This window comes from Streptomyces sp. NPDC007971, assembly GCF_042958635.1.
In the GTDB taxonomy this organism is placed as follows: domain Bacteria; phylum Actinomycetota; class Actinomycetes; order Streptomycetales; family Streptomycetaceae; genus Streptomyces.
On the sequence record NZ_JBIBJK010000004.1, the window covers coordinates 233957 to 250087 of the forward strand.

Consider the following 16131-nt stretch of genomic DNA (forward strand, 5'->3'; position numbering starts at 1 on the left):
ACCCCCATGCGCCGTCCGGTCCGCCCCGTCCTCGTGGTCGTCGCCCACGGCAGCCGCGACCCGCGGCACGCCGCGACCGTGCACGCCCTCGTGGAGCGGGTGCGGTCGCTGCGGCCCGGACTGCGCGTGGAGACCGGCTTCCTGGACTTCAACATCCCCTCCGTGCACGGGGTGCTGGAGTCGCTGGCGGCGGAGGGGGTGCGGGACGTGGTGGCCCTGCCGCTGCTGCTCACCCGCGCCTTCCACGCCAAGGCCGACATCCCGGCCGTCCTGCGGGACGCGCCGCCGCGCCTGCGGATCCGGCAGGCGGACGTGCTCGGCCCGTCGCCCCTGCTGCTGTCGGCGCTGGAACGGCGGCTGTACGAGGCGGGCCTGACGCCCGCCGACAAGTCCTCGACCGGGGTCGTGCTGGCCTCGGCGGGGTCCTCCGACCCGGAGGCGATCGCAGTGATCGCAGACATCGCGCGGGAGTGGTGGCACACCGGTTGGTGCGCCGTGCGGCCTGCGTTCGCCTCCGCCGGTTCTCCCGGGGGGTTCCCCCGCACCGAGGACGCGGTGCGGGAACTGCGGGCCCTCGGCTGCGAGCGGGTCGCGGTGGCACCGTACGTGCTGGCTCCCGGCTTCCTGCCGGACCGCATCGCGCGCGGCGCGGCCGACGCGGACGTCCTGGCGGAGGTGCTGGGCGCGGCGCCGGAGGTGGCGCGGGTGCTGCTGGAGCGGTACGACACGGCCCGCCTGCCGCTGGCCGCGGCCGTCGGCGCCTGACGGACGGACCGTTCCACGCCTTTCGCCGGCCGCGACGCCGGTGCCGGACGGAGCGCCCCGACACCCGGCACCGACCGCCGCGCTCGACGCCCGAGGGATCAGTCGTTACCTCCCGCCCACCGCGACGCCCGAGCCTGACGAGCCGGTCCGAGACCTGACGCCGACCGCCGCACTCGACACCCGTGGGGCCGGCCCGAGCCCTCCCCTCGGCCCCGCGCCCATGCCCGACAGGCCGATCCGACGCCTGACGCCGACCGCGTCGCTCGACGCCCGCCAGGCCGGTCCGAACCCTCCCGCCGACCCCGCGCCCATGCCCGACAACCCAGTCCGACGCCTGCCGCCGACCGCCTCACTCGACGCCCGCCAGGCCGGTCCGAACCCTCCCGTCGATCTCGGCGCCCGGGTCTGGCGGGCCAGTTGCGTGGTCGTACGTCCCGACCTGCTCGGTTTCCCCGAAACCCCTTCCTGGCCCCGCCCGGATCTGCTGGGATGGTTCCCCGAAGCACTATCGGGGGAGCAGTTCGCGTGGCCGGTCAGGAGTTCGGGCATCACCTGGGGCTGCCCAGGGCCCTGTCGGGTCTGCCGCTGAGCCCTCTCGTGCCCGGTTACGGCGCCCTCGCCGTCGCCCAGCACACGGCCGGGCTGCGTCATCTCGGTGAGGCCCTCGGTGCCTCCCCCACGGGATTACGTGTCCTGGACGGGCTGTACGTGCCGGCGGGCCCGCGCGGCCGGCGCCGGGTGGACGGCCCGTTCCTGGACTCCCTCGCCCGGGGGCCCGGCTCCGCGGCCGCGCTCGCGGCCCGGATGGCCGCACTCCACCGCGGTGATCCGCAGGCCCTTCGCCGTGTCGTCCTCTACCAGCTGATCTGCCTGCTGCAGGACCATCCCCCCTCCCGACGCGCCCGTGCGGCGGCCGAGTTGGGGGTGCACCCGGACGAGGTCGCGGGCCTGGTGGCGGCCGCCCGACTGCGGCCCGCCCTGGACCGGCGCGGGCGTGACGCCGCCGAGTCCCTCGCCGACGCCCACGAGCAGCGGCGGCTGCACCGGCTGCGGGGGCTGTTCGACCGGCTGCCGGCCGACGGCGGGGACCCGGCACTGACCGCGCTGCGCACCGAAGTGTCCGAACGGCTCGACGTGGTCGACGAGGCCCTGCGGTCCGCGCGGCGCGCCGAGGAGCGTGGTGACCGGCAGGCCGCGAGCGGCGCGTGTCTGACCGCTCTCGGCGAGGCCGCCGACGACCGGCGGGCCCTCGGCTCCCTGGTCCGCATCCACCGGCCCGGCCCGCACGATCCTCCCCTCCTGGACGCCGAACTCCGCTCCGGCGACGTGGAGTTGACCTGGAAGGATCCGGACGGCACTCCGGGCGACTGGCGGTTGCTGCGGCTGCAGCGCACGGAGGGCGGCAGGTCTGCCGTACGGAGCGTGTCCGGTGCGGACCCGACGCCGGCCGGGACCGTCCGGGACAAGCAGGCCGCGCTCGGCTCGACCGTCCGCTATGCGGCCCTCCCCCTGCGCGAGGGGCGCCTGGCGGGGCCGCCCCTGGTGTCGCGGCGGCTGCTCGTCGCCCCGGAGGTGGGGGGCGCGGCGCTGACCGACGGGCCCGGCCGCATCGTCGGAACTTGGCAGCCGCCGACCGGCGTCGACGAGGTGACGGTCGAGCGGACCGGGTCCCGGGGCGGCACCGGGCAACTGGAGTCCCGTTTAGACGGGTTCACGGCCACCGGTCTGCCGGCCGGTGCGCACACCTTCCGCATCGTGAGCCATTACCGCGCGCCCGACGGCAACCGTGTCGGCTCCCCGGGCGTCAGCGTGACCGGCACCGTCCACCCCTGGCCCGAGCCCGTGCGCACGCTGACCGCCCGGTCCGAGGGCGGCTCGTTACGGTTCGCGTGGACGGGCGGGCGCAACGCCGAGGTCCGGCTGCTGGTCTGGCCCGGCCGGGCACCCGCGCCGGGCACCGAACTGCGCACGGGCGAGCTGCCGCCCGCGCCCGGCTGGCCCGGGCGGGCGGGCGTCCTGTGCCCTCCGGCCGGCACGCGGGCTAAGGTCACCGCGGTGGCCGTGCTCGGTGCGCGGGCGCTGGCCGGGCCGGGCGTCGCCGTGGAGGCCGTGCACGCCGTGCCCTCGCTCGCCGCCACCCGGCTCCCGGACGGGCAGGCACAGGTCACCCTGGACTGGCCCGAGGACGCCGGGCACCTCGTGGTCACCTGGGACGGCACGGAGGGCTCCGGGGAGCGGACCCTCACCGCGCACGCCTACCGGCGCGGCGGACTGCGCCTGCCCGTCGGTCCGGGCGCCGTGCGCATCCGGGCGGCGACCGTGCCCCGGGTGCCCGGTGCCGTCGTGGTGGTCCCCGACGCGGCCGAGGCGCTGCTGCCGCCCGACACCGCCGTCAGCTACCACCTGGTGCGCGCCCCGCGCCGGCTGCTGGGCCGGGGCCGCCCCCTGCTGCGGGTCAGCCTGTCCGCGTCCGGGCCGCCCGGGAACGTGCCGGAGTTCGTGTGCGTGGCGCGCAGCGGGACGCTCCGCCCGCGCAGCGTCGCCGACGGCACGACGGTGCTGCGGATAGCCGGGCCCGACCTGGCCCGGCGCGGGACCGTCGAACAGGAGCTGCCGGCCTCCCCCTGCCCGGCCCCCTACACGCTGCGCGGCTTCCTGCTCGGGGAGCACGCGGCCCTGGTGCGACTCGAAGAACCCTCCCTCGCCAGCCTGGTGGTGCGCTGAGCCATGACGACCGTGATCTGTCCCTACTGCTTCGACCGCGCGCCGGCGGCCAAGCTGCCCTACCGCTGTCAGATGACCCCGAGCGGCGTGCGCGGCAGCGCGCCCTGCGGGCCCGAACGCGACGACGCCTGGGCCGGGTTCATGGGCCCCAGTGTGCCCCCGGCGGCCCGGATGCGCGGGCCGCTGTTCGCCCCCGCGCGCAAGGTCGCCGGGTTCGGCGGCGGGGGCAGCAGCGTGCCCTGCCCGAAGTGCGGGGTGCCCACGCCGGTGCGTGCGTGCCGGTCCTGCCACAGCGATCTGCCCAGCGACTACTGCGACCAGGACAGCCGGATCATCGCGCTGGTCGGCGCGAAGGCCTCCGGCAAGAGCACCTATGTGTCCGTGCTGGTCAACGAGTTGAACCACCGCGTGGGTCAGGCCTATCACGCCTCGCTGGCGGCGATGGGGCAGAGCACCCAGCAACGGGACCGGGAGATGGCCGAGGACCTCTACGAGCGGCTGCGGCTGCCGGACGCCACCCGGCCGGCCGCCCTCGGCTTCAACGACCCGCTGCTGTACCGGCTCAGCCTGCCCCGCAAGGGTTTGCTGGGCGGCTCGGGCACCCGGCACACCACGCTGGTCTTCTTCGACGCGGCCGGTGAGGACCTCGCGGGCGCCGAGGCGATGAACCGCTACACCCGTTACCTCGGCGCCGCCGACGGGATCATCCTGCTCGTCGATCCGCTCCAGCTCGGCTCCGTGCGGGACCGGCTGCCCGTGCACGAGGGGCCGCCGCTGCCCGTGGTGGAGACCGCGCCGCAGCAGATCGCCGCCGACCTGGCGGCGCAGCTGCGCGCCCACGGCAGGGGGAAGGCGCGGGGCCGCGTGTCCACGCCGATCGCGGTGGCCGTCACCAAGACGGACATGCTCGGTCCGCTCCTCGACCCGCACTCCCCGCTGCTGCGCAACGCGGCGCACAGCGCCGGCCGCCACGACGCCGAGGACCGGCTCGCCGTGCACGAGGAACTCCGGTCGCTGCTGAACGACTGGGACTCCGGCGCGCTGCTGCGCCAACTGGAGCTGGACTTCGCCGAGTTGTCGCTCTTCGGGCTCTCCGCGCTCGGGGCGCCGCCACCCGCGAGCGCCCCGGCGGACGTACCGAAGTCGGGTCCGCAGCCGGTCCGGGTGGAGGATCCGCTGCTGTGGCTGCTGTCCCGGCGCGGGCTGCTGCCCGTCAGCGCCGCGGCGAAGGGGCGTGCCCGGTGAGCCTCTCCCAGCTGCACTACACCTCCGCGCCGCCCGGACCGGACGGGTCCGGGTTCCGGTTCACCGCGGTCAGCCCCGGCGTCACGCCCGCACTGCTGCGGGAGGCCGAGCAGCTCATCGGTTACGAGCCGCCGCGCGACCTCGCGGCCCGCCCGGACGCCGAGCAGCTCAAGAGCTTCCCGAAGGCCTTCGCGTTCAGTGAACTCTCCGACGGCGGGATGCTGCTCAGCCGCTCGGTGTACACCGGTGCCGACTACAGCGGCCGGTGGGGCAACTTCCACGCCCACGCCTTCCATCTGCCGCCGGGGGTCCGGCTGCCGGACGGGGCGCTGCCCATCACGGCGTGGGAGTCGCCGCGCTGGGCCGATGCCACACCCGAGGGCGGGCGGACCGAGCCCGTCGACCGGTTCGAGCCGTCCGGCCTGCTGCGCCGGGACGGTCTGGTGGCCTTCGCCCGGTCCCGCGCGGACCGGCTGGCCGCCTTCTTCGCGGACCTGCGAGCCCTGGCCGACGGCACGGACACCCGGCAGATCGTGCTCGTGGAGCACGACAGCGCCGATGTCGCCCAGTGGATCGCGCTCGCCTGCACCGTGCTGGCGCGCGAGCAGGCGCACCGGCTGACCTTCGTCACGTACACCCGCCGTCCGCAGCAGGCCCGCCAGCAGATCGTCGGGGCACTGCCGTCCTCCGAGCCGGCCGGCCACGACCACCGGTTCCGGGTGCACGACTGCACCGCCGGCACCGACACCGCTCCCGTCGACGACGCCTGGGCCGACGTGTGCGCCCGGGTCTGGGCCGCCGGGCGGCCCGAGCTGTTCCGCGACGGCTCCGGCGAGCTGGGACGCCTCGCCGTGGCCGCGCTCGTCGACGGTGTCGGGCTGCGGGCCGACGGGCGGGCGGCGGCGGCCCGCTGGGCCGCGGACCACGCCTTCACGCTGCCCGAGGAGTCGCTGACCGCGCTGGTCGCCGCGCTGGCGGGCGGGGCCGGGGAGCCGCGTGCCGGCACGGGCGGCCCAGGCGCACGGGAGACCCGGTACAACCCCACCGGCACGCCCCTGGACGGCGAACCGGCGGCGCTGGCCGCCCTGTTGGCGCGGCTGGACGGGCAGGTGCCCACCGTGGTGTCGGCGCCGCTGGCCGCACGGGTGCTGGCCTCGGCGGTACGCGCCCGGGGCCCGGTGCCGCCGCTGGGCGCCGGGTCCCTGACCCCCGCGCTCCGCGCCGAGCTGGCCCGCGATCTCGCCCCGGACCTGCGCCGGGGCGTCGCCGACGCCGCCGAACCGGCCGCCGGGCGCCCGCTCGCCCTGCTGCGCGTGGCCGATCTGCTCGATGTCGACTGCACGGAGGTGCTTGCGGAGTTCGCGGGCCGCATCGCCCGGGACCTGGTGAGCGGGCGGGCGACGGCCCCGGACGCGGCGGAGGGAACCGCGCAGGCGGGTCCGGACGCGGGAACCGTGCCGCCCGGCCGGACCACATCCGCCAAGGACGGCGGCCCGCACCCCGCAGGCTCTGCGCGCTTCCGGGCCGACGGCCGGGGAGATCCTGCGCGCTCCCCCGCCGACGGCCGGGGAGGTCCTGTGCCCTTCCCCACCGACGGCCGCGCGGGCGACGGGAGCTGTCCCGCCGCCCTGCTCGACGCCGTCCACGGCCATCCCGCCCTGCGCACCGCCCTGTTCGGGGCACTGAACTCGCTCGCGGCCGCCAACCCGCCCGGGGTCGCCGCACGACTCGCGGGCTCCGGTCTGCCGGTCTCGCTCGACTCCGGCTTCCCGCACCTGCGGATGTGCGTCCAGGCCGGGGGAACGGACCGGCGCGGCGGTGACCGGCTGGGGCGGTTCCACGAGGTGCTGCGCACCGCCGGGGTCTCGCCGCACGCCGAGCCCGCCGTCCTGCGCACCGCCTTCCACCTGGTGTGGCCGGACGGCCTGCCGACGGGTGAGGAGGCGAGCCTGCTGCTCGACGAGCTGGGCTCGGACGCCCACCGGGTGGCCGGCACCCGGGACCTGCTGGTCGGGGCCGCGCTCGCCGCCCCGGCCGACGACCCCGCCGTACCGGTCCTCGCCACCCGCCTGCTGCGGGGCTTCCCCACCGATCTGCCCTCCGCCCACCGCGGGCCGCTGCTCCTGCTGGAGTTCGCCGGGCAGCTGGGCACCGAGGCGGAGGGCGAGGGCTGGGTGAACCGGGTGCTGGGCCTGCGCGACGGCGCGGCCGAGGCCGTGCCGGAGCCGGTGACCCGGCGGGTCTGCGACGCGGTGGCGCGGCGGCTTCTGGCCGCTCCGGCGCCCGAGAGCGAGCTGTACGCGCTGGCCCGCTCGGGCGATCCGGCGCTGCTCGCGGCGTACGCGCGGCTGGCGCGCTCGGACCGGGCCGGTGACCGGCTGCGCACCGTGCCGTCGTACGTCGCCGCCTGCTTCTGCGACTGGAGCGCCTACCCGGGCACTCATCCGGCCTGGGACGAGATGCGCACGGCCCTGCTGTCCAAGGTGCTGCGGCCCGTGGTGCGGGCGTTGCCCGCCGAGGACCTCGCCGAGGTCGAGGAGGCGCTGCGCCGCACCGGCCGGGGCCGCCTGGACGCCTATCACGCCTGGAACCGGCCCGGGGCGCTGGGCAGGCTCGCGGGCCGCCTGACCGGGCGCGGGCGGCGCGAGGACCGGCCCACGGCCTGGTACGGCGACGTGGAGCCGCCGGACGAGGAGGGCCGCCGATGAAGGTGGGCACGAACGACAGCGTCGAAGTGCTGGTGGTGCTGGCCCTGTTCGGCTGGGCCGGCGTGGTCGCCGCCGCGGTGTGCGGGTGCCGCACGCTGTGGGAGTTCCTCGGGCGCGGTGTACTGGCCGTGTGGCGGGGGCTCGGGCCCTGGCAGACCGGCCGCTCGGATCCGCGTCTGGCCGGGGTCGGCGGCGGCGAGCCCGCGTATCCGGCCTACTGGTGGCGGCAGTCGTGGGCGGACGCCCTGGCCGCCGGGCGCGCGGGACTGCGGGCCGTGTGGTCGGCGTGCACCGGCCGGTGGCTCCACCGGATCGTCAGGAACCTGTTCCTCGGGCGCCGGCCGTCGGGACGCCCCGCCGTGATGCCGCTGACCCGGTTCCTGCTTGCCGTGCTCGTCGCGCCCGGGACCGCCGCGGGCGCGCTGGCCGGCGCCGTGCTGGCCACCGTGCTGCTCGGCTGGGCCCTGCTGCTGTTCGGGCTGCTGCTGGCCGTGGTGTGGGTGGGCTGGGCCGCCGCCGTGCCGGTGCTGCGCGGGCTGGAGCGGGGCTGGACGCTGGTGCGGGGCATCCGCGTCAGGTGCCCCCATCCCGGGTGCTGGGCGCCGGTCGCACTGCCTGTGTACCGCTGCCCCGGCTGCCGTGCGCACCATGCCGGGTTGCGGCCGGGACGCCACGGCGTGCTGGGGCACGTGTGCCGGTGCGGGCACCGGCTGCCGACCACCCGGCTCGCGGGCCGCGGGAAGCTGACCGCGCTGTGCCCGCACTGCGAGCAGTTCCTGCCGCGGGCGGCCGGCGCCCTGCGGGTGGTGCACACGCCCCTGGTCGGCGGGACGTCGTCGGGCAAGACGATGCTGATGGCGGCCATGGTCGAGGGGCTGCACGCCTGGGCCCGGCAGGGCGAACTGCGTGTGGAGTACGCCGGCATCGACGACCAGCGCGCCCAGACCGGGCTCACCCAGGAGCTGAACCGCACCGGCTGGGCACACGCCACGACCGGCGGCCCGCCGCGCGCCCTGATGCTGACGGTCGCCCGGGGCCGCCGGCGCCGGCTGCTGTACCTGTACGACCCGATGGGCGAGTCGGTGAGCGACGCCGAACGGGTGCGCACCCAGCGCTATCTGGCCCACACGGACGGAGTGGTCCTGGTCGCCGACGTGCTGGCCGACCCCAAGGTCCGCGGACTGCTGAGCCCCGCCGACCGGGACCGGGCCGACCGGGCACGCCCCTCCTCCCAGGGGCCGTGGGAGACGTACCAGCGGCTCACCGGGGAGCTGGCCGCGCTCACCGGCCGGCGGTCGCGGATGTCCGTGGCGACCGTGGTGACCAAGCGGGACGTGCTGGACCAGCTGGCCTCGCTGCCGGTGCCCGGCGCGCACCTCGGCGAGTGGCTCACCGGCATCGGTCTGGGCGGGCTGGTGCGCGCCCTCGGCCACGACTTCGGGGCGGCCCGCTACTGGGCGGTCAGCGCCCATGCGGCCACCGGCACCGGGCCGCTGGAGAGCGAGCAGCGCCGGGCCGCCGAACCGGTGCTGTGGCTGCTCGCGGCCTCGGGCCTGCGCACCGGTCCGCTCACCGGGTCCGGCGGCGGCCCGGCGGGCCGGCTGATCCGGCCCCGGCGGCGCCCGGACGAGACCAGGCAAGGGAGGTTCAGCAAGGCATGAGCCAGGTCACCCCCTCGGTCTCCCGGGCCCGGCGGGCTCTCGCGGGCCTGTTCGTCACCGCCCTGGTACTGGCGGCGGCCGCACTCGGCTACGGCGTACGGCTGCTGCTCTGACCCGAATACGGCCCCGATCCCCCCGATACCGACCCCGATCCCGAACTCACCTGCACCCTCACCTCCACACTCACCTCCACCGGAAAGGAATCACGGCGTGAGCGACATTCCCGGCGGGCCCATGGCCAACCGGCCGGTCCATTTCATCTGGCTGCTCGACTGCTCGTACTCGATGCAGGGCGAGAAGATCGCGAAGCTCAACTACGCGATCAGAGAGGCCGTTCCGGAGATGCGGTCGGTGGCGCACGACAACCCCGCGGCCCAGTTGCTGCTGCGGACCGTCACCTTCTCCACCACCGCCCAGTGGCATCACCAGACGCCGGTCCCGGTCGACGACTTCACCTGGCAGGACGTGCAGGTCGACGGCATGACCAACCTCGGTGAGGCACTGCACCTGGTGGCACGGGAGCTGCAGACACCGCCGATGCCGCAGCGGGCGCTGAAGCCGGTGCTCGCGCTGGTGTCGGACGGGGTTCCCACCGACGACTGGAAGGCGGGCCTGAAGGCCGTCGACGCCACCCCCTGGGGCCGCAAGGCGGTGCGGGTCGCCATCGCGATCGGCACGGACGCGGACCGCGGGGTGCTCCAGGAGTTCCTCGGCAACCCGGAGCTGCAGCCTCTGGACGCCAACAGCCCCAAGCAGCTGGCCGCCGCCATCCGGTGGGCGTCCACCGCGGCCGTCAAGGCGGCCTCCCAGCCGGTCGCGGGCGGCGACACCCCTGCGGGGGTGACCATGGCGAAGCAGCCGTACGCACCGCCGGTGCTGGACGACGACGATGACGACGTGTGGTGACGCTCGGGGTGCGACGGTGGGAGACGCTGGCCCACAGCGTCCAGGGCGTCAACAAGCGGCGCAACCAGGACTGGTACGAGTGCCTGGGCACCGGATCCGGTGAGGACCCGCTGGTCCTGGCCGTGGCCGACGGGCACGGCTCGGCGGTGCACGCGCGCAGCGAGCTGGGGGCGCGCTTCGCCGTGGACCGGTTCGTGTCGCTGGCCGCCGGCTTCGGCCGGGCGGCGCACGACTGCCACGAGCCCGGGCGTCTGGCACGGCTGATGACGTACGCGCGGGACGACTTCCCGCGCGCCCTGGTCCACGAGTGGCGCCAGGCGGCCCTCGGCCACTGGGACCGTCACCGCCCGGTCGTCGAGGAGGCCGCGCGGGAACCGGCGCCCGAGGACAAGCTCGTGCTGTACGGCACGACGCTGATCGGTGCCGTGCTCACCCCGTGGCTGTTCGTGGCCTGGCAGCTCGGCGACGGGGACCTTGCGGTGGTGGAGCACGATGGCACGCTGAGCCGGCCGCTCGCACCCCCCGAGGAGGAGCTGGGCGACGAGACGGAGTCGCTGTGCGGGCGCGAGGCCTGGCGGTCGGTGCGGATGCACTGGGCGCCGCTGTTCGAGGAGGCACGCACCCCGCGCCTGGTGGTGCTCTCCACGGACGGGCTCTCGAAGAGCTACGCGTCGGCCGACGGGTACCGGGAGTTCGTCGCGGGGCTGGCCGGACGGCTGGCCGAACAGGGCGGCCCGGGTGTGCGCGCGGTGCTGCCCGAGTGGCTGGGCCAGGCCTCGCGCTACTCGGGCGACGACACGACGCTGGCGGCGGCGGTGCGCTGCGCACAGGACGGCGAGGAGCCGGACGGGGCTACGGCGGACGACGGGGCGGACGACGAGTCCGCGGCGGCGGCCGGCGGTGCCGCCGGGACGGAAGAACGGGAGACGGAGACGTAGATGAGCGGCATGCTCGATGGCGGGACGCGCCTTGCGGCGGAGAACGGTGACGAGGTCGAGATCGTCGACTTCCTCGGCGCGGGCGGCCAGGGCGAGGTGTACCGGGTCCGCACACCGGACGGGGAGCGGGCCCTGAAGTGGTACTACCCGACCTGTGCGACGGGCGAACAGGAGGTGATCGTGAGGGAGCTGGTCGCGCGGGAGTTCGCCGACGACCGGTTCCTGTGGCCCGAGGCGTACGTGCCCGCGCACCGCGGCTCGTTCGGCTATCTGATGGGGTTGCGCCCGGACCGCTACAAGGGGCTTCCGGCGCTGTTCCGGCGGCAGCTGCGCACCAGCCCGCGCGCACTGCTGACGGCCTGTCTGTACACGGTGGAGGCCTATCAGGCGCTGCACTCGCGGGGCATCGCCTACCGGGACATCTCCTGGGGCAACATCTTCTTCGACCCGGCCACCGGTGACGTGCTGGTCTGCGACAACGACAACGCGGTGGTGGAGGGCGACGCCAGCGGCATCTCGGGGACCATGGAGTTCATGGCGCCGGAGCTGGTGCGCGGCGATCCGGGCGCGCGTCCGGGCACCCAGTCCGACCTGCACTCGCTGGCCGTGCTGCTGTTCATGTTCCTGATGAACCATCACCCGCTCAAGGGCAAGCGGGAGCTGGGCATCCACTGTCTGGACGAGGCGGCCGAGCGCAGGCTGTACGGCAAGAGCCCGCTGTTCGTCTTCGACCCTGCGGACGACTCCAACGCGCCGGACCCGATGGAGCACGCGACCGTGCTGGCGACCTGGTCCGCGGCGGCCGGGACGCTCCAGGAGCTGTTCCGCCGCTCCTTCACGGCCGGGCTGCACGATCCGGCGGTCCGGGTCCGCGAGTCGGAGTGGCGCAATGCGCTGCGGGCGGTGCTGGACTCGGTGGTGGAGTGCGCGTCCTGCGGGCGGCAGAACATGACCGAGCCGGGCGAGAACCCGCCGCCGCGGCACTGCTGGGGCTGCGGGGCGGTCCTGGTGCTGCCGCCGCGGCTGACGGTGACCACTCCCCCGCCGCGCACCGAGCACCACATCCGGCTGCGCCGGGGCGCCCGGATCCAGGCCCACCATCTGCTGCCGGAGCCGGCGCGGCACGACTGCTCGGACGCCGCGCTGGTGGCGGAGCTGGTCGAACACCCCGCCAGGCCGGGCCGGTTCGGTTTCGCCAACCGGTCGCAGCAGGCCTGGACGGGTACCCGCTCCGACGGCACCGTGCAGAAGGTGGAGCCCGGTCAGACGGTGCCGCTCAGGTCCGGTCTGGAGCTGGACCTCGGCGACGGGGTACGGGCGGTGGTGCGGGCCAGGTGAGCGGCGGTGGGGGCCCCGTGGCGACGGGGCCCCGGCCGTCTACAGGCCCATGACGTGCATGAGCTGCTGGACGAAGGCGAGGCTGCTGGTGCCGGCCGAGGCACTGATGCTGACGGCCTCCAGGGCCGAGCGGATCCGGCCCCGGTTGGGCGGCCCGCCGTCCGCCTCGGACTCCGCCAGCGCACCGCGGATGACGTCGCCGTGGTGCACGAGTCCCGGGTACTCGGCGCGCAGCGCCGCGAGGAGCCCCTCGGAGAGCTGGATGACGCCCTCCAGGTTCAGCCCGTGGGTGATGTCGATGCGGCCGTGGTCGCCCATGTTGGCGGGGCCGTTGATGTTCCCGTGGAAGTTGTAGGTGCTCACTGTCGTGTCCTGACTCCTGGTCTGAGGGAGCGGTCGGCGTCGGGGCTACGGCGGGGGCGGGCCGGATCCCGCGGGTCCCGGGCCGCCCTGGGGTCCCTGGCCGCCGTGCGGCCCGGGTCCCTGCTGACCGCCCATGGCGATCCGGCCGTCGTTGCCGAAGATGCTGGGACCGCTGACGTTACCGATGTTGTAGGTCTGTGTGCTGATGACCTGAACGGCTTTGTCGTACGAGCTGGTGTCGACATTGTGGTCCTGCAGGAACCGCTCCGTGGCGACGAGCACGCCCTGCTGGAGCCGGAACAGGAAGTCCTGCGCGTCGGTGCGCTCGGCGTAGCCCGCCTCGTCCCAGGCGCCCAGGTCCTCGCGCAGGCTGCCCTTGGCGCCGTAGTCGTACAGCACGTGCTGCTTGGTGATCGCCCGGCGCAGCCGGGTCAGTGCGCGCTCGTGGTCGTGCTGCCAGCGACGACGGGAGCGGAGCCGGCCCAGGGCGCCGCGCAGTTCCCCGCCCGTGTGCCTGGTGGCGTGTCCGACGAGGTCCCACCAGCGTTCGCGGGGGGCCACCGGGAGCCGGTCCACCCGGTGGAAGCGGCCGTCCAGCGGCGGTATCGCATAGGCGGCGACCTCCCAGGTCAGGCTGGGTGGATGGAGGATCGCGCGCAGGTACATGGAGACGATCATCCGGCCGCCCTCGCCGATGCGTTCCAGGCACAGGTGGGTGCGCATGCCCGCGCCCGGGTTCTGCAGCCCCGCCTGCACCAGGTGCTTGGGTATCCGGGCGTGCGGCCGGGCGGTGCGGTCGGGGACCAGCTCGGGCAGGTAGCTCGCGTTGCTCCCGATGACGTAGAGCCGGTTCTGGGCCCTGAGGCCCTGGAGTCCGGAGATGCTCTCCATGTGCCGGGCCACGTAGGTGTGCAGGTCGACGGCGTCGAAGTCCCGCAGGGGGAGTTTGCCGCCGCCGGGGGCCTCGGCGGGCCTGCTGACGTCGATGGGCTGCCAGACCACCTCCTTGATCTTCGAGCCGCTGCCGACGAACGGAGTGGTCTGGGCGGCCGCGTCCGCGTAGGGCAGGACGTTGGCGCGTTTCACCTCGTTCAGCCAGGCCTCCGCCTCGGGCTCCACGGGTTGCGCCGTCTGCTCGGGCTTCCCGGCCGAGAGGTAGATCTCGCGGGCCAAGTCCCGGTCCGTGGACTCCTTGCGGTGGACCAGGGTCCAGGCGGCCGCGTACGCCCCGAGAAGGCCGAAAATCGCCACCCATCCGAGTGAACCGTGTCCGTTGACCAGCCCCCACAGTCCCACCAGAAGGGCCACGGGTACGACCGCGGCGAGCCAGGCCAGCCTGCGGTCCAGGGCCGCCCGGCGGAGGGTGGCCCTGCGGGCCTGCCGGGCCAGGGCCACGAAGTTGATGCCGAGGCTCAGCCCGAGGGCGTCCAGCCGGTCGCCTGTGAGCGCCCGGTCCACGTAGAGGGCGAAGGCGTCGTCGAGGTGCACCGAGGCGCACAGACGCCGTGTCACCGAGTCCTTCCGGTACTGCGGCAGTGACGGCAGTGGTCTGCCCGACGTGCTCATCCGTCCCCCTCCGGCCCGTTCCGCGCGCTTCACCCTAGGGACAACCCGGTGGGTTTGTCGCGCGGTTCCGGCGAGCCGGGCACCGCGGTCCGGCGCTCCCCTGTGGCGTCGGACCGCGGTCGGCTCTTGGTACTGCGTCCGTTCCGGCACAGGTGTCACTGGCACGGGACGACACCTCGGCCGGAGGGGCGCTTATCAGCCAATCTCCTTGCGCCGCAGCCGACTTGACAGCCGGAGGGTCGACCTGCTCGGGGTGGGCCCGGTACCGGGTCAGTCGAAGCGGAGCGCTCCGGTGCGGGTGCGCTTGAGTTCGAACAGGTCGGGGTGGCGGGCCAGCACCCGGACGCTGTCGAAGAGTTCCGCCGCCTCGGCGCCGCGCGGAATCGCCCGCAGCACCGGGCCGAACCACACCGTGCCGTCGACATGGATCGTCGGCGTGCCCACATAGCCGCCCGACTCCGGCTCGGCGCCCGCCTCGTGGCTGCGGCGCACCGCGTCGTCGAACGACGCGTCCCGGGCGGCGTCCGCGAGGGCGGCGGGCAGACCGAGTTCGGCGAGGGACTCGGCGACCACCGTGTCGAAGTCCTTGATCCCCCGAGCGTGGATCCGGGTGCCGAACGCGGTGTACAGGTCGCGCAGCACCGGGGTGCCGTGCTGCTCGGCGGCGGCCACGGCGACCCGCACGGGGCCGATCGACCGGTCGACCAGGTCGCGGTACCAGTCCGGGAGTTCGTTGCCGGTGTTGTGCATGTACAGGCTCATGACATGGAAGCGGAGGTCGAGCGGGCGCTCGCGCTCGACCTCCAGCAGCCAGCGGGAGGTGATCCAGGCGAAGGGGCAGGCGGGGTCGAAGTAGAAGTCGACCCGGGTGGCCGGGGCACCGGCGGTGGCGGCGGCGAGGGCGGTGGCAGCATCGGTGGAGGCAGCGGCGACGGTGGCGTCGGCGGAAGCAGCGGTGGGGCCGGTGGCGGTGGTGCGGCCGTGGTCGGAAGGCGTCGTCATACCCGTGACGTTAGTACGTCAATGGCTCTTGATCCCGGCCCAATCCCCGTCCGTTTCACTGGTCCACTTCGGGTTCCCGGGAACCGGCGTCCTCGGGGAACCGGTGTCCTCGGGGAACCGGCCCTTTGGGAATCGAGGTCTCCGGGAAACCGGTGCCTCCGGGAACCGGAGGGAGCGTCGCACCCTCGTCCGCGACGCCGGCACGCCGCTCCCGTCATCCCTCGGGAGCGGTCAACTCCACCAGTTTGAGGACGGTGTTCCAGTTCCGGGTGGTGGCGATGACGCCCTTGGTGATGCGCGGCCGGGACAGGACCTCGGCAAGCCTGGAGCGGCCGAGGCCCTCGGGGGCGTACAGGTACAGGCAGCGGTCGCCGAGGCGGTACTCCTCGGGGAGGTGGGTCCCGGGATCGATCTCCGCGAAACGCTCCGGGGTGACGGGCGCGGAGAAGTAGGTGACGTGCAGCTGCTTGGGCGCGAGGTCGGCGGCGGGGAACGGGCAGGCGTCGGCGACCGCCTTCAGATAGGCGTGCTCGCGCACGAGCACGTCGACCGGGAAGCCGAACCGCTCCTCGATCGCCCGGGACAGCTCGGCGGCCAGGGACTCCTGGTCGCCGCGGTCGGTGGCGAAGACAGCCTGGCCGCTCTGCAGATGGGTGCGCACACCCTCGTGGCCGAGCTCTGTCATGAGTGTGCGCAGGTCGGCCATCGGGAGTTTCCTGCTGCCGCCCACGTTGATTCCGCGCAACAGCGCCGCATAGCTCGTCATCCGGCCACCCTAGAACGGCCGTCGTGCCCCGTGGGGGCGGGCACGACGGCCGTACCCGGGCGAGCCGGGTTGCGCGAAACTCTGGCGGATCGGAAGGGCCTGGATCAACTCCTACACGCAGCTGTGATTTGTTCAACAACCTTTCGTAA

12 protein-coding genes are annotated in these 16131 nt (G+C 74.8%); 8 read left to right on the plus strand and 4 right to left on the minus strand.

The annotated features are described in order from the left end of the window. The first annotated feature begins 6 nt into the window (after positions 1–6). From ACFZCP_RS10205 to ACFZCP_RS10240, 8 genes are all read left to right on the plus strand, one after another. Complete coding sequence (locus ACFZCP_RS10205) at positions 7–765, plus strand: sirohydrochlorin chelatase (protein ID WP_362684740.1); 759 nt, start codon at positions 7–9, stop codon at positions 763–765. A gap of 525 nt (positions 766–1290) precedes the next feature. Next, entirely contained in the window at positions 1291–3489 is a 2199-nt protein-coding gene (locus tag ACFZCP_RS10210; RefSeq protein WP_391425827.1) for a hypothetical protein, read from the plus strand. A gap of 3 nt (positions 3490–3492) precedes the next feature. Further along, positions 3493–4734 (plus strand): hypothetical protein, encoded by a 1242-nt coding sequence (locus ACFZCP_RS10215; RefSeq protein WP_362684734.1) that lies wholly within the window; start codon positions 3493–3495, stop codon positions 4732–4734. After that, positions 4731–7442 carry a GTPase-associated protein 1-related protein gene (locus tag ACFZCP_RS10220; RefSeq protein WP_391425830.1) on the plus strand — a complete coding sequence of 904 codons (2712 nt, stop codon included), beginning with the start codon at positions 4731–4733 and terminating at the stop codon, positions 7440–7442. Before ACFZCP_RS10215 ends, ACFZCP_RS10220 begins: the two co-directional genes overlap by 4 nt. Beyond that, positions 7439–9103, plus strand: coding sequence for a hypothetical protein (locus ACFZCP_RS10225; RefSeq protein ID WP_391425832.1), 1665 nt, complete (start codon positions 7439–7441; stop codon positions 9101–9103). Before ACFZCP_RS10220 ends, ACFZCP_RS10225 begins: the two co-directional genes overlap by 4 nt. A 234-nt stretch (positions 9104–9337) precedes the next feature. Then, complete coding sequence (locus tag ACFZCP_RS10230; RefSeq protein WP_362685310.1) at positions 9338–10009, plus strand: tellurium resistance protein; 672 nt, start codon at positions 9338–9340, stop codon at positions 10007–10009. Beyond that, positions 10003–10947: a protein phosphatase 2C domain-containing protein gene (locus tag ACFZCP_RS10235; protein WP_391425834.1), complete on the plus strand. Its 945-nt coding sequence runs from the start codon at positions 10003–10005 to the stop codon at positions 10945–10947. The genes ACFZCP_RS10230 and ACFZCP_RS10235 overlap by 7 nt, the downstream gene beginning before the upstream one ends. Then, positions 10948–12285 carry a protein kinase gene (locus tag ACFZCP_RS10240; protein ID WP_391425836.1) on the plus strand — a complete coding sequence of 446 codons (1338 nt, stop codon included), beginning with the start codon at positions 10948–10950 and terminating at the stop codon, positions 12283–12285. 39 nt (positions 12286–12324) lie between these two features. On the opposite strand, the gene ACFZCP_RS10245 is transcribed toward ACFZCP_RS10240, so the two are convergent. From ACFZCP_RS10245 to ACFZCP_RS10260, 4 genes are all read right to left on the minus strand, one after another. After that, a complete protein-coding gene (locus ACFZCP_RS10245; RefSeq protein ID WP_362684719.1) occupies positions 12325–12648 on the minus strand; it encodes a hypothetical protein in 324 nt (107 codons plus the stop codon). A gap of 45 nt (positions 12649–12693) precedes the next feature. Beyond that, on the minus strand, positions 12694–14214 hold the full coding sequence (locus ACFZCP_RS10250; RefSeq protein ID WP_391425838.1) for a hypothetical protein: 1521 nt from the start codon (positions 14212–14214) through the stop codon (positions 12694–12696). 270 nt (positions 14215–14484) lie between these two features. Next, positions 14485–15216, minus strand: coding sequence for a DsbA family protein (locus ACFZCP_RS10255; RefSeq protein ID WP_391425840.1), 732 nt, complete (start codon positions 15214–15216; stop codon positions 14485–14487). A gap of 214 nt (positions 15217–15430) precedes the next feature. Beyond that, positions 15431–15982 carry a DUF1697 domain-containing protein gene (locus tag ACFZCP_RS10260; RefSeq protein WP_391425842.1) on the minus strand — a complete coding sequence of 184 codons (552 nt, stop codon included), beginning with the start codon at positions 15980–15982 and terminating at the stop codon, positions 15431–15433. Positions 15983–16131: the final 149 nt, after the last annotated feature.